A 13,629-nucleotide genomic window follows, 5' to 3' on the forward strand; every position below is an offset into this window, starting at 1 on the left:
AGCATCGACATGGCACTGGACATTGGCGAAGTGGTGGCGCGAGCGGGCGTTCCGGCGTCCACGCTGCGGTATTACGAGGAGAAGGGATTGATTGCCGCGATGGGGCGGCGGGGGCTGCGCCGTCAATACGACGACTCGGTCTTGCAGACGCTGTCGCTCATTGCGCTGGGGCGCACCGCGGGATTCTCGCTGGAAGACATTGCGGGCATGTTGCTGCCGCAAGGCAAGGCGAACATCGACCGGGCAAAGCTGGCAGCGAGGGCTGACGACATCGACCGGACCATCCGCCAGCTCGGCGCGCTGCGTGACGGTTTGCGTCATGCCGCCGTGTGCCCTGCGCCGGAGCATCTGGCGTGTCCTCAGTTCCAGCGATTGCTGCGGCTCGCGGGCGCGGCGAGCTCCCAACGCACCCAACGCACCCGACGTGCCACGGACGCCGACGGCCCAGTGAAAACGTCCGCACGAAAGACGCCGCCGCCTCGGCCGGGCAATGTCGCGAAGCCCCAGAACCTCGTGAACCCGAGGCGGCAGACGCGCTGAATTACTTCGCGGCGGTGCCGAACGACGGCATCGAGCAGATGCCGGCGAGGCTATCTGCGGCGGCCGGACGCGTCTGCAATGCACGCTGCGTGTCGGGCGTGCCGATGAGCGCCATCAGGCCGCAGGCGAGCGACCCGCGCCATTGGAGGTAGTCGTGCCCGGTGGCCGTCGAGGTGTACGTCACGCGGTATCCCCTGGCGCGCAGGACATCGCGCATGTGGCGTCCCGAGGTGCCGATGCCCGTCGGCCCGCGACGGTCTTCGAACATCCCCGATTCGAGATAGAACTTCACCGGCAGGCGCGGTCCTTCGGCGTATTGGCGGATCAGCCAGCCGGATTCGCGCGTGTCGGCGTCGCCTTGCGACGGCGCCCACCAGTAAGAACCGGACTGCGACAGCACGTTGCCGAACCATTGCGGCGCTTCATGCGCCGCCCACGCCGAGGCCAGCCCGCCATAGCTCGATCCCGCCACGACCGTGTGCGCGGCGGGAGCCGATACGCCCTGTGCTTTTGCCCACGGCATCAACTCGTCGGCGAGAAAGCGTGCGAAGGCCGGGTCAGGCGGCAACTCCTTGCCGCGCGTGCTGCCGTCGATTACACCGACGATGAGTGCAGCCGTTCGCGGAATGCGTCCTTCGGCGATCAGGTTGTCGAGGATCACCGGTGTCGGGACCGTGTTCACATAGGCGTGTGCGTCAAAGACGACCAGCAGTCCCTGCGACGGATCGTTCTCGCGATACCCGGCGGGGCGATAGACGTAGACATCGCGCGTATTGCCGAGCGCCTTGCTGGTGAGGCGGGTGGCTTGCAAGGTACCCGCCGGGACATCGGCACGCCGTTCCATCCACGGCTGCGGCGGGGCGTCCGGTAACGTCACCGACGACTTCACATGGCGCTTGCCGTCGAACCCCTCCACCGTGAAGGGGTGACGATTGAGCGGATCGACCTGCAAGGTCTTCACCACTGCGCGGCGGCGCTCCATGGCCGTGCCCTCGATTTCGGGGACGTCCGGCGCGAGCTGATACGACAGACGCGCGCTGTCGGGCACGACGTAGCTGCGATACCAGACATCGCTGTTCCCCAACTGACGCATGTCGTCGTGGTCGCCCGACGGCGCGCCCAGAATGCGCACGTTCTTCGGATGCCCGCGCCAGAGGAATGTCATCAGCGAGACCTTGCCCGGCGGTTGTGCGAGCAGTGAGGCGGTCTCGTCGCCCGTCACGGTGTCCTGGGCAATGGCTTCGATCATCGGCGTGCCTGCGACATCGACTTCGCGCCAGAATGCCGCTGTGTCACCGCCTGCACAAAGCGTGGCGTTCAACGCCAGCAGACGCGGACTGACCAGCCCGAGGCGATGCTTCGGCGCTTGCGGGTCGCCTGCACAGGCGAGCGATGCTTCGTGGGATGCGGTGGGCGCAGCATGCGCCACGTTCGTCGCACTGCCGAGCCACGCGGCGGAGATCGTGACGGCAACGGCCATCGCCGTCCGGGTCATGGGAAACGTCATGGCGAACCTCAGAAGTCGATGCTGGCGGAGAGCTTGAACGTACGCGGCGCGTTCTGGATCACGTAACCGTCGTTGAACGTGCCCGACCACGCAATGCGATTGGTGACGTTTTCCACGGCAGCACGAAACACCACGCCCTTGCCGTAGATGCGCGTGGCATAACATGCGCCGACGTCATACCGCGTCCATCCCCCGATCTGCTGTGTGTTGGCCGAGTTCACGTATTGCGAACTCGTGGTGATCATGCGACCCGTGAGCGTGACGCCCGGCACCCACGGCAGATCCCATTCGGTGCCGAGGTTCGCCGTCCACTTGGGCACGCCATACGGCGTGTTGCCGTTGTAGAGGTTGCCCGCCGTTTTGGTCAGTTCGCCGCGCGTGTAGGCCACGCCGCCCAGTACACGCCAGCGTGGCGTGAACTCGCCGAACACGTTCCACTCGACGCCGCGATTACGCTGCTCGCCGTCCGGGTTGTACGTGTTGGTCGCCACGTCCTTGATCATGCCGGGCTTGGTGATCTGGAAGAACGAGAGCGTGTTGGTGAAGCTGCCGGCGTCCCACTTCACACCGACCTCTGCCTGCTTGCTGCGATACGGCGCGAAGACCTGTCCGTAGTTGGCCGCGCTCACGTCGGTCACCATGCCGCCTTGCGTGAGTCCTTCGATGTAATTGCCATACAGCGAGACGTTCGGGCCGAACGGCTTGAGCACCAGTCCGAACGCCGGCGTGATCGCGTTCTCGTCGTAGTTCGAGGTGCGTGCCCCGGTGGTGGCCGAGTAGGCGGCGGCCCGAACCCGCTGGCTGCGCAGACCGGCGATCAGCGTGACGCGGTCCTGCCACATCGATACGGCGTCGGCCAGTGCGAAGCTCGACAGCGTGGAGTCCGACGTCTTGGGCGCGGCGCCGGGATCTTTCGCGAGCGTCGGGTTGACCGGTGCGTAGATGTTCGACGTGTAGTTCGCGCTCGTGGTGAAGACGTTGCCGTTGGTCGTGTCGAGCGACGTCGCCGAGAGCGTCAGCTCATGCTTGAGCGGACCGGTGCGAAAGCGCGTTCGCACGCCGGCGTCGAGCGAGAGGGTGTCGGTCCAGCCGCGCTGGAAATACGTCGCGCCGGTATAACTGCCGTCGGCCTTGATCGGGCCGGTGCGTGTGCCGGTGATGAAGCCCGAATAGCGATAGCTCAGCGCCCCGATGCCGGCGTAAGCCGTGATGGCGTCCGTCACGTCGACTTCGCCGCGCAATTGCACGCCGGTGCTCTCCAGATTGCCGTATTCGCCGCGCAGCACGTTGGTGCCTGCGGCGGGCGGCGCGACGACCTTCGTCGCGAACGTCGCCATCCACGGGCTGCCGCCGGTGTACTTCTCCGTATCGGTATAGGCGTCGAGTCCGATGCGCACGCGGTCGGTCTTCAGGTCGAGAGCGACGGAGCCGAACTGGCGTTGCTTGTTCTGGCCGTCGAGCGTGGTGCGGCCGTCGCGCAGTGCGCCGTTGAAGCGGATGCCGATCTGCTCGTTGTCGCCGAAGCGGCGTCCGAGATCGGCCTGCACGCCGAATTGCGAGTCGGAGAGGTAATCGGCCGTCACACGCGCGAGCGGTGTGCTCTCGGCTTTCTTGGTCACCACGTTGATCGCACCGCCGACCGCGCCCGACGGCGACATCCCGTTGAGCAGTGCGTTGGGGCCTTTGAGCACTTCCACGCGCTCGATGAACTCGGTCGGCACGTGACCGTAAGGCGATAGGCCGAACATGCCGTTGAGCGAGACTTCGTCCGCCGTGAGCGGGAAGCCGCGCACGCTGAAGTTCTCGTACATGTGGCCGCTCGACGTGGTGAAGCGCACCGAGGGGTCGTTGTCCAGCACGTCGGCGAGTGTGGTCGACTGCTGGTCCTGAATCGTCTTGGCGGTGTAGGACGTGATGTTGAACGGCACGTCCATCAGGTCCTTGTTGCCGAGCAGCCCGAGATGACCGCCGCGGGCGACCTGTCCGCCGTCGTAGGCTTCCGGCAGACCGACCGCCTGTGCGACGACATGCGTGGTGGGCAGCAGCACGCCGTCGCCCATCGCAGCGCCGGTGTCCTGCACGGCGGCGCGAAGCGTGTAGACGCCCTGAGTGCTGCGCATCGCTTGCAACTGATGTGGCGAGAGCAACTGGTAGAGCGCTTGCGTCAGCGTGTATTCGCCGTCGATCCCGGTGCTTTGGCGGCCCTGCGTGAGCGACGCGTCAACAACCAGCTCGATGCCTGCGGCGTTGGCGAAGCGGTTGAGCACGGCGTCGAGCGTGCCCGGGGCGACCTGCCACGCGCGGCGGGCGTCGGGGACACTCTGCGCGGTGGTTGCGGGGACGGACGGGGCAGCGCTGGCGCGATCGGCCATGCCGGCGGCAGCCAGCGTGATGAGGAGCGCCACGGCAGGACGAAGGGCGGCGGCGAAAGGCGTCGGACGCAGAGGAACAGCTTCGGAAATCAACACGGTCGTAGTAGCTGGGAAGCCAGTGAGTTCGGAAAGGGATGCCGGTGCGATGACTTCTCGTGTGCCTGACGTGTGCCTCTCGCACACATCGCACACCTCGCACCGGTGCATACAGGTATTCCGAACGAGATCGGCAAACCCTCAACCGAAATCGCAAAAAAATGAAAAAAGTTGTCGGATCGTTGTCTGGCGGGGCGTTGACGGATGCCTGTGGCGGTTATCTGGCCTTCACCATGACCCAGTAGCGCGTGCGGTACACCGTCTCCACGGGCAGGCCGACGGCGAGACTCGATAGCGCACGGTCGGTGTCGGCGAGCGAGAACACGCCGCTCACGCGCAGGTCGGCCACTGCCGCGTCGCAGCGCAGAATGCCGCGTCGGTAGCGGGCCAGCGTGTCGACGAGGTCGCCCAGGCGCATGCGCTCGACGATGAGCTGCGTGCGCGTCCAGGCGGCGGCATTTTCGTCGAACGCTGCCGACGCGTCGGCCGGATCGATGTCGGTCGACGAGAAGCTCGCCGCTTGTCCGGCATCGAGGCGTTGGGCGCGGGTGCCGTCGGTCGGTTGTACGAGTACGATGCCGTCGAAGACGGCGACCTGGGTGCGATTGCCGTCGTCGCGGACCGTGAAGCGTGTGCCGATGTCGCGAATCTCGCCTTGCCGAGTGGCAACGACCAGCGGCGTGCGGTGACGTGCCGCGCCGGTCTCGACGCAAATACGTCCGCGCCGCAGGGCAATGCGTCGCTCGCCCGGCGAAAAACGAACGTCGACGGCCGACGCGGTGTCGAGCCACAGTCGCGTGCCATCCGCCAGCGTGACCTGCCGGACTTCGCCGACCCCCGTGGCATAGTCGGCGACGACGGTGTCCCACATGGGTGAGCGACGCAGCGTGTAGCCCGCACCGGCAAGCGTGATGACGCCGCCGAAGACGCGCAACGCGCGACGGCGTCCGGCGTTGGCCACGCGCGGTGAAGGGCGTGCCGTCAGCGTCTCGAAAGCGACGCGGGGTGGCAGCGACTCAAGCGACTCCAGCGCCTGAAACTTTTGACCGATGACGCCGAGGCGCGCCCACGCACGTTCGTGATCGGGATGCGCCGCACGCCAGCGTTCGCAGGCGGCAATGTCTTCGGCGGTGACGGTTTCGGACCAGAGTCGGGCGAGCCAGAGACTGGCGCGCTCGACCACTTCCGGGGCGAGCGGCGACGCCGTGTGCGTGGCGTTCATGCGTCGCTCCCGTACTGCACGGCGTAGCACTCGCGCAGCGCCTGCGCGACGTACTTCTCCACTGACGACACCGAGACCTGCAATCGCTCGGCAATCTCGCGATAGCCAAGGCCTTCGAGCTTGCACAGCAGGAAGGCGGTGCGGGCCTTGGCGGGCAAGCGGGAGAGCAGGGTGTCGATTTCGATGAGCGCTTCGAGCACCAGCGCGCGTGTCTCGGGCGATGGCACGACCGGCTCCGGGAGCGCGGCCAGTGTCTCAAGGTAAGCCGCTTCGAGGTGACGTCGGCGAAACAGATCGACGACCAGACAGTTGGCGATGCGCGCGAGGTAGCGTCGGGAGTCGTCGGCTTGTGGCGCGCGTCCGGTGCACAGCACGCGCAGATAGGTGTCGTGCGCGAGATCGGCGGCATCGAGCGCATTGCCGAGCTTCTTGCGCAACCAGCCGCGCAGCCAGCCGTGATGATCGCGATAGAGCGCTCCCACCTCGCGCTGAAAATGACTTTCCATGATTCCCCGTGTTTGCCCGACGCCGCTTCCCGCCGTCGCCATGCAATACCGCACAGGGCAGGCCGGTCGACCCCGCTGACGCCGCCGGTCTTGCGGCAGTCAGCCGGGGTTGTCGTCGATTCTCAAATGATAATGATTCTTATTAATTGTAATTGTGAATCATGAGGCGACGCAACAGGCGAAACAACCGCTGCGGGGGAAGGCGGGGCAGTCGACGTTCTGGCGCTTCCGTCGGGCGTGGGTGTTCAGGCCGCCTGAGCCGGCGCCAGCGAGGCCTTGAGGGTGGCGAGCGCCGCTTCGGGCGTCATGTCGGAGGTGTCGAGCGTCACATCGGCCAGCCGGTAGAGCGACTCGCGCGCGTCGAGCATGCGATGGATGTGGTCGAGCGCCTCGTTGCGGAGTGCTTCGGTGGCGATACGGGCGTCGTTCTGTTGCATGACCCGCTGGAAATGGACTTCCGGGCGTGCACGTAGCCAGACTGTGCGGAAGGCACGCAGGACGCGCTCGAACGTCGGGGCTTCGGAGACGATGCCGCCGCCGGTCGCCAGCACGACATGCTCGTGCTCGGCGATGATCCGTTCGATGCATTGCCGTTCGATACGACGCATCGCGGCCTGCCCGTAAAGCGTGATGACTTCGCCGATGGCGATGCCCGCTTCGCGCTCTACTTCCTTATCCAGCTCGATGAACGGCGCGCCAATGGCTTTTGCCAGTTGGGGGCCGAGCGTCGACTTGCCTGCGCCGCGCAATCCGATGAGGGCGATGCGTTGCCCGGTGTGACGAATGTCCGCCGCGCTCGGCACAACGATCTGCCGCCGCAGACGAGACAGCACGTCGGCCGGTTGCTGACGCAGGTATTCGATCAGGATCAGCAAGTCGCCGTCGTAGACGGTTCGTTCAGCGACCAACGTCTCGACGCCGACGTTCAGCGCTTCGGCCAGCTTGTGGAGCACGGCGAGCGAAACGTTGCCGGTGCCCGCTTCCACGCGCGCGAGATACGGTAACGACACCCCCGACTGGGCGGCCAGTTGCTTGCGAGTCATGCCGCGTTGCGCCCGCAACGTGCGCACTTGCCGTGCGAGCGAGGCCAGGCGTGACGACACCCCGGCGTCGTCGGCCAGATCGAGGGGAGCAGCGTCGGGAGGTAATGTCGTCATCGGCAAGTCATGCGGTGGCGTGATCGTCGAGGATCAGGCAGGGTTAGCGGTAAATATACTATGAGATACCGCATGTAAGGGGCTGATTCGTCCGGGGTGACGCATTGCACGGCAATAATGTGCATTAAATTGCCTTTATTGACGAAATATCCCTGTTAACCCTGAACTGCATTGCACAACGCCCGCAACGTGAAAAATATCTTATAAGATACTTTTCACGATTTGGAGCGAATGCAGACAATGACCTATCCCCACTTGCGTGTGCGCGTCGAAGACGCCATCGCCTTCGTGACGCTCGACCGTGCCGACAAGCGCAATGCGCTTTGCGATGCGGCCATCGACTCGCTGGAAGCGGCGTTTCGTGATTTCGACGACAGCGTGCGTGCCGTCGTGCTCACCGGCGCCGGCGACCATTTTTGCGCCGGACTGGATCTCGCCGAGAACAGCACGCGCGATCCCATCGACGTGCTGCGTGTCTCGCAGCGCTGGCATAAGGTGTTTCACGATATCCAGTTCGGCGGACGTCCCGTCGTCGCCGTATTACAGGGCGCTGTCATCGGTGGCGGTCTCGAACTGGCGCTTGCTGCCCATGTGCGGGTGATCGAGCGCAACGCCTTCTTCCAGTTGCCCGAGGGCAAGCGTGGCATCTTCGTCGGCGGTGGTGCGTCGGTACGTGTCGCACGCATTCTCGGCCCGGACCGCATGACGGAGATGATGCTTACGGGGCGCCGTTATGACGCGGTCGACGGCGAGCGCCTCGGCCTCGGCCACTATCTGACGGACGCCGGTGAAGGCCTCGCCCTTGCCACGCAACTGGCCCGCGACACGGCCGCGAACAGCCCGTTGTCGAACTGGGCGACGATTCACGCGCTCTCGCGCATCCACGATATGTCGATGGCCGACGGGCTCTTTACCGAGTCGGTGACGAGTGCGCTGATGCTGGCCACGCCCGAAGCGCGTGCGCGCATGGAAAGCTTTCTGGGCCGATCCGCGCGCTGAGCGCGAGACATGAGCGGCCATCCCCCACGGAGACGAATGTGAAATACGACAACATCGAACAGGTTGCGGTCATCGGCACGGGCGTCATCGGCGCCAGTTGGGCGGCGTACTTTCTCGCGCGCGGCTTGCGTGTGAGCGCGTGGGACCCTGCGCCGGGAGCGCGTGAGCGCTTGCGTGAAGCCGTCGACGCGCACTGGCCGACGCTCATCCGCATTGGTCTGACGGCCGGTGCGACGCGCGACGCGCTGACGTTCCACGACACGCTCGACGCAGCACTCGAAGGCGCGGACTTCGTCCAGGAGAGCGGCCCCGAGCGCGAAGATCTGAAGCAGGACCTGTTTCGGAAGATGGACGCCGCGTTGCCGCCGTCCGTCGTGATCGCATCGAGTTCGTCGGGCCTGCTGATGAGTCGAGTGCAATAGGTGTGCACGCATCCGGCGCGTGTCGTGCTCGGGCATCCGTTCAATCCGCCGCATCTGATTCCGCTGGTCGAGGTCATCGGCGGTGAGCAGTCGTCGTCCGCCGCGATCGAGACTGCGATGCAGTTCTACCGTGCGATCGGCAAGCGGGCGATTCATGTGAAGAAAGAGGTCAAGGGCCATATCGCGAACCGCTTGCAGGCGGCGCTGTGGCGCGAAGCGATGCATCTCGTTGACGCCGGTGTGGCGTCCGTCGAGGACATCGACGACGCCATCGCCTACGGCCCCGGATTGCGCTGGGCGGCGCTCGGGCCCTTCCTGAATCTGCACCTCTCGGGCGGTGCGGGCGGCATCGCGCATCTGCTCGACCATCTCGGCCCGCCCATCGAGTCGTGGTGGGCCGACCTCGGCGCGCCGGTGCTCACGGATGACCTCAAGGCACGTATTACCGCCGGCGTCGAAGCCGAACTGGCCGGGCGTGGCAATGCGCGCCTCGAAGCCCAGCGCGACGCCGTCATTCTCGGCATTCTCGCGAGCAAGTCGTGATCTTGGGGCACGCCCCCGACGCAATTCCGTATCGAACAAGACAGCGAACAAGACATCGCATCAGGAGACAGGCATGAGCAAACCCAAAGTCATCGTCACGATCGCGCCCACTGGCGGCATGGCCTACAAATCGCAGAACCCCCATCTGCCCACGCAACCGGACGAAATCGCTCGCGACGTCTACGACTGCTACAACGCGGGCGCGAGCGTCGTGGCAATTCACGCCCGTCGCCCGGGCGACGACGGCGCTACCTGCGATCCGGCGATCTATCGCGACATCAACCGCCGGATTCGCGACAAGTGCGACATCGTCATCAACAACTCGACGGGCGGCGGCGTACACGGCGACATGATCGGGCAGGCCGACAACGGCTACTGGGAAATCCTCTGGGAAGAACGCCTGAAGGGGATGGATGCGGGCGCGGAGATGTGCACGCTCGACGCCACCACGATCATCGCGAGCTTCGGCGGCCGCGAACTGCTGATGCACACCTCGCCGGAGCGCTCGAAGCATCTCGCCGTGGAGATGAAGAAGCGCGGCATCAAGCCCGAGTGGGAAGTGTTCAGCCCGACGCACATCGTGCAGGACCTCGCCACGCTGACGGCCGCCGGTTTCGACGACGAGCCGTTCTTCGTCAATCTCGTGCTCGGCGTGCATCGTGGCTTCCAGAACGCCATGCCGTACACGCCGCGTGTGTTGCAGTCGATGGTCGATCTGTTGCCCAAGGGCAGCATCTTCTGCGTGAGCGGCATCGGCCCGGCGCAATTGCCATCCGCCATGAACTCGCTGCTGCTCGGCGGGCACGTGCGTGTGGGACTCGAAGACAACCTGTACTACGAGCACGGCGTGCCGGCGACGAACCAGCAACTCACCGAGCGCGTGGTGCGTCTCGTGCGCGAAATGGGCTATGAGCCCGCCACGCCGAAGGAAGCGCGCGAAATCATGGGCTTGCCGCGCAACCGCGAAGTGCTGCCGGAGTTCGCCGTGCGTTGATCCGCAGGTGAGCGTCGCAAGCTGTCCGGCCCCAAGAACGAAAACATTCCAGGAGACATGTCACATGGCGGCAAACGGGTTCACACGCAGTTTTGCTTTCTCGCTCTCAGCGTTGTCGTTGTGCGTTGCGGCGTTTTGCGCCTCGACGCAGGCGAGCGCGCAACCGGCGGGCGTCACCGTCGGCGTCACGCTGTCGACCACCGGTCCGGGCGCTTCGCTCGGCATTCCGGAGAAGCAGGCGATCAGCATGCTGCCGCAGACGCTCGGCGGGCTGCCGGCACGCTACGTCGTGCTCGACGACGCCACCGATCCGACCACCGCGACGAAGAACGCCCGGCGACTCGCCACGGAAGACAAGGTCGACGCGATCATCGGGTCATCCACCACGCCGGCGTGTCTGGCGGTGGCGGCGGTGGCGGCCGACACGCGCACGCCGCAACTGGGGCTGTGTCCGTTCGTGCCGAGCGCGGCGCAGATGCGCTACGTCTTCTCGTTGCCGCAGTCGGTCGCGGTCATGGCCGACGCGGTGCTCGACGACATGAAGGCGCACAAGGTGAAGACGCTGGGCTTCATCGGTTTTAGCGACTCGTACGGCGAAGCGTGGCTCAAGGACATTCAGGCCCGGGCGGGGGCACGTCAGATTCAGGTGGCGCCCGTCGAGCGCTATGCCCGTAATGACCAGTCGGTGACGGCGCAGGCACTCAAGGTGATGTCGGCCAATGTCGATGCCGTGATCATCGCGGCGAGCGGCACACCCGGTGCGCTGCCGATGAGCACCCTGCGCGAGCGCGGCTATAAAGGGCGCATCTATCAGACGCACGGTGTGGCCAACAACGACTTCCTGCGCGTGGCGGGCAAGAGCGCCGAGGGCGTGATTCTGCCGGTGGGCAACATTCTCGTGGCCGAGCAACTGCCGGCGAGCCATCCGGGCAAGGCCGTGGCGACGGACTTCGCCAAGCGCTACGAGTCGCAGTACGGCGCAGGCTCGCGCAACCTGTTCGCAGGGTATGCGTACGACGCCTATCTGGTGCTCGACCGTGCTGTCGCAGTCGCGGCGAAGCAGGCGCAGCCGGGCACGCAGGCGTTTCGCGACGCCCTGGTCGCCGCCATCGAACAGACGCGCGGTCTGGCTGCCACGCACGGCATGATCAACGTCAACGCACAGGACCATTCGGCTTACGGCGAAGACGGTCGCGTGCTCGTCACGGTCAAGGGCGGAAAGTGGACGATCGACTGAGCGTGGCGACGGCCGGCGCGCGCCGTCTTGCCCGACCGGATATCGAGCGTGAGCAGCGCGCGGACGGCAGTTTCGTCATCCGCTCGCGCACCCCGCTGGGCGAGTTCGCGCGCAGCCCGGCCGACTGGCTCGTGCAATGGGCGGCGCGCACGCCCGACGCCGTGTTCGTGGCCGAGCGTCGTCAGGCGGGCGAGGGTGCGACGTCCACGGATCTCTGGCGACGCGTGACGTATCGCGAAGCGTTGGCGATGGCGCGCGGCATCGGGCAGGCCTTGCTCGATCTGGACGTACCGCGCGACCGGCCGGTGGTCATCCTGTCGGACAACAGCGTGAATCATGCGTTGCTCGTGCTCGGTGCGATGATGGCGGGGCGTCAGACCGCCATCGTGTCGTCGGCTTACTCGCGTATCGCGAAGGACATGAGCAAGCTGCATGGCATTCTCGCGCGGCTCGATCCGGCGCTGGTGTATGTGGAAGATGGCGACGCCTATTCGCGCGCGCTGGACGGCGCGCCGATCGCATGCCCCATCGTGGCGACGCGCAATGCGCGCCCCGGCTGGCTGACGTTCGACGCGCTGGCGAGTACGTCGGCGTCGGCGGCGCTCGACACGGTCTTCGCACAGGTACGTCCCGAAGACACGGCCAAGCTGCTGCTGACTTCGGGATCGACCGGCAAGCCGAAGATCGTGGTGAACACGCACCGGATGCTGGCCGCCAACCAGCAGATGATTGCGCAATGCTGGCATTTTCTCGATGAAGCCGCACCGATCGTCGTCGACTGGCTGCCCTGGAGCCACACCTTCGGCGCGAATCACAACTTTCACATGGCGTTGCGCAATGGCGGCGCCTTCTATGTGGACGATGGACGCCCTGTGCCGGAGCTGATCGGCCGTTCCGTGGAAGCCCTGCGCGATGTGTCGCCCACGCTGCACTTCAACGTACCGAAGGGCTTCGAAGCGCTCGCGCCGTTTCTGGAGGACGACGAGGACTTCGCCGCGCGCTTCTTCGGTCGTCTGCAAGTGCTGTTCTACGCGGCGGCGAGTTTGCCGCCGGCGGTTTGGCAGCGCTTCGAGCGACTGGCGTCACGCCATTGCGACACGATGCCGTTCTTCACTTCGGCGTGGGGTGCGACGGAGACGTCGCCGCTCATCACGAGCGTACATTTCCCGATCCCGGGGGCGGGCAACATCGGCCTGCCCACGCCGGGCAACGAACTCAAGTTCGTGCCCAACGGCGACAAGCTGGAGATGCGCGTGCGTGGACCATCGGTCTTTCGCAGCTACGCCGGGGACCCTGACGCCACGGCGGCCGCATTCGACGAGGAGGGCTTCTACCGTACCGGAGACGCGGGCCGTTTGTCCGATGTCGACGATCCGGGTGCGGGCGTGATCTTCGACGGTCGCGTGTCCGAGGACTTCAAGCTGACGAGCGGCACGTGGGTCTCCGTTGGTGCACTGCGTTTGCGCGCGGTGACGGCGCTGGCGCCGTATGCATCGGATGTCGTGATCGCGGGCCATGACCGCGATGAAATCGGGCTGTTGATCTTTCCGAGTCCCGCCATGCGAGCGAGGGTGGCTGATGTGGCGGCACCTCCCGGCACGCGGCAAGAGACCCATGCGGGCAAGGCGATGGCAATGCACGACGACGTGCGCTCGCACATCGCGCAGGCGCTTGCGCAACTCGCACAGGACGCGGGCAGTTCGCAACGGGCCGCGCGGGCTGCCATCCTGGCATCGTCGCCGTCGTTGGAGCAGGGGGAGATCACGGACAAAGGGTACGTCAACCAGCGGGCCGTGCTGACGCTGAGAGCCGACGACGTCGCACGCCTCTATTCGGATTGCGCGTCGGTCATTCGGTTGTCGGAATCCGCATCGACTACTGGGTAATCACAACGTGACACCGCAGGGGAGTCTGATAGATCGAGGGAAGTGAGAACGACCACGCGCCGGTGACAGGGCATGTCACCGGCGCGTGAGGTCGTCATGTCGTCATGTCGTCATGTCGTCGTGACGCAACCTTCAGCATGAGACGCAG

At 65.6% G+C, this 13,629-nt stretch carries 10 protein-coding genes and 1 pseudogene; 6 read left to right on the plus strand and 5 right to left on the minus strand.

Annotated elements, in window-relative coordinates; all coding sequences use genetic code 11:
- Positions 1–9: 9 nt before the first annotated feature.
- Positions 10–540: a helix-turn-helix domain-containing protein gene (locus tag A9762_RS12900; protein ID WP_083253882.1), complete on the plus strand. Its 531-nt coding sequence runs from the start codon at positions 10–12 to the stop codon at positions 538–540.
- Between the two features lies 1 nt (position 541).
- On the opposite strand, the gene A9762_RS12905 is transcribed toward A9762_RS12900, so the two are convergent.
- The 5 genes from A9762_RS12905 to A9762_RS12925 all read right to left on the minus strand — a co-directional run bounded on the left by A9762_RS12905 (position 542) and on the right by A9762_RS12925 (position 7,400).
- A complete protein-coding gene (locus A9762_RS12905) occupies positions 542–2,047 on the minus strand; it encodes an enterochelin esterase domain-containing protein (protein ID WP_069342408.1) in 1,506 nt (501 codons plus the stop codon).
- Between the two features lie 8 nt (positions 2,048–2,055).
- Positions 2,056–4,515 carry a TonB-dependent receptor gene (locus A9762_RS12910; RefSeq protein WP_240493544.1) on the minus strand — a complete coding sequence of 820 codons (2,460 nt, stop codon included), beginning with the start codon at positions 4,513–4,515 and terminating at the stop codon, positions 2,056–2,058.
- 217 nt (positions 4,516–4,732) lie between these two features.
- Complete coding sequence (locus tag A9762_RS12915) at positions 4,733–5,737, minus strand: FecR domain-containing protein (RefSeq protein ID WP_069342409.1); 1,005 nt, start codon at positions 5,735–5,737, stop codon at positions 4,733–4,735.
- Positions 5,734–6,243 carry a sigma-70 family RNA polymerase sigma factor gene (locus tag A9762_RS12920; protein WP_069342410.1) on the minus strand — a complete coding sequence of 170 codons (510 nt, stop codon included), beginning with the start codon at positions 6,241–6,243 and terminating at the stop codon, positions 5,734–5,736. The genes A9762_RS12915 and A9762_RS12920 overlap by 4 nt, the downstream gene beginning before the upstream one ends.
- 245 nt (positions 6,244–6,488) lie before the next feature.
- Positions 6,489–7,400, minus strand: a complete 912-nt coding sequence (locus A9762_RS12925) for a helix-turn-helix transcriptional regulator (protein WP_083253884.1) — start codon at positions 7,398–7,400, stop codon at positions 6,489–6,491.
- Between the two features lie 240 nt (positions 7,401–7,640).
- Here A9762_RS12925 and A9762_RS12930 point away from each other — a divergent pair, with 240 nt between their 5' ends.
- From A9762_RS12930 to A9762_RS12950, 5 genes and pseudogenes are all read left to right on the plus strand, one after another.
- Positions 7,641–8,399 carry a crotonase/enoyl-CoA hydratase family protein gene (locus A9762_RS12930; protein ID WP_069342452.1) on the plus strand — a complete coding sequence of 253 codons (759 nt, stop codon included), beginning with the start codon at positions 7,641–7,643 and terminating at the stop codon, positions 8,397–8,399.
- Positions 8,400–8,437: 38 nt separating this feature from the next.
- Positions 8,438–9,364: pseudogene (locus tag A9762_RS12935) on the plus strand (3-hydroxyacyl-CoA dehydrogenase NAD-binding domain-containing protein).
- Positions 9,365–9,437: 73 nt separating this feature from the next.
- Positions 9,438–10,358 (plus strand): 3-keto-5-aminohexanoate cleavage protein, encoded by a 921-nt coding sequence (locus A9762_RS12940; RefSeq protein WP_069342411.1) that lies wholly within the window; start codon positions 9,438–9,440, stop codon positions 10,356–10,358.
- Between the two features lie 64 nt (positions 10,359–10,422).
- On the plus strand, positions 10,423–11,595 hold the full coding sequence (locus A9762_RS12945; protein WP_069342412.1) for an ABC transporter substrate-binding protein: 1,173 nt from the start codon (positions 10,423–10,425) through the stop codon (positions 11,593–11,595).
- A complete protein-coding gene (locus A9762_RS12950) occupies positions 11,580–13,481 on the plus strand; it encodes a feruloyl-CoA synthase (RefSeq protein ID WP_069342413.1) in 1,902 nt (633 codons plus the stop codon). The genes A9762_RS12945 and A9762_RS12950 overlap by 16 nt, the downstream gene beginning before the upstream one ends.
- Positions 13,482–13,629: the final 148 nt, after the last annotated feature.

It is taken from the genome of Pandoraea sp. ISTKB, assembly GCF_001721285.1.
GTDB classification, from domain to species: domain Bacteria; phylum Pseudomonadota; class Gammaproteobacteria; order Burkholderiales; family Burkholderiaceae; genus Pandoraea; species Pandoraea capi.

Excerpts from the sequence above, each read along its gene's own strand:
- A9762_RS12900 (WP_083253882.1), top strand. The coding sequence starts at position 10 with ATGGCACTGGACATTGGCGAAGTGGTGGCGCGAGCGGGCGTTCCGGCG.
- A9762_RS12905 (WP_069342408.1), bottom strand. The coding sequence starts at position 2,047 with ATGACGTTTCCCATGACCCGGACGGCGATGGCCGTTGCCGTCACGATC.
- A9762_RS12930 (WP_069342452.1), top strand. The coding sequence starts at position 7,641 with ATGACCTATCCCCACTTGCGTGTGCGCGTCGAAGACGCCATCGCCTTC.
- A9762_RS12915 (WP_069342409.1), bottom strand. The coding sequence starts at position 5,737 with ATGAACGCCACGCACACGGCGTCGCCGCTCGCCCCGGAAGTGGTCGAG.
- A9762_RS12940 (WP_069342411.1), top strand. The coding sequence starts at position 9,438 with ATGAGCAAACCCAAAGTCATCGTCACGATCGCGCCCACTGGCGGCATG.
- A9762_RS12920 (WP_069342410.1), bottom strand. The coding sequence starts at position 6,243 with ATGGAAAGTCATTTTCAGCGCGAGGTGGGAGCGCTCTATCGCGATCAT.
- A9762_RS12945 (WP_069342412.1), top strand. The coding sequence starts at position 10,423 with ATGGCGGCAAACGGGTTCACACGCAGTTTTGCTTTCTCGCTCTCAGCG.
- A9762_RS12925 (WP_083253884.1), bottom strand. The coding sequence starts at position 7,400 with ATGACGACATTACCTCCCGACGCTGCTCCCCTCGATCTGGCCGACGAC.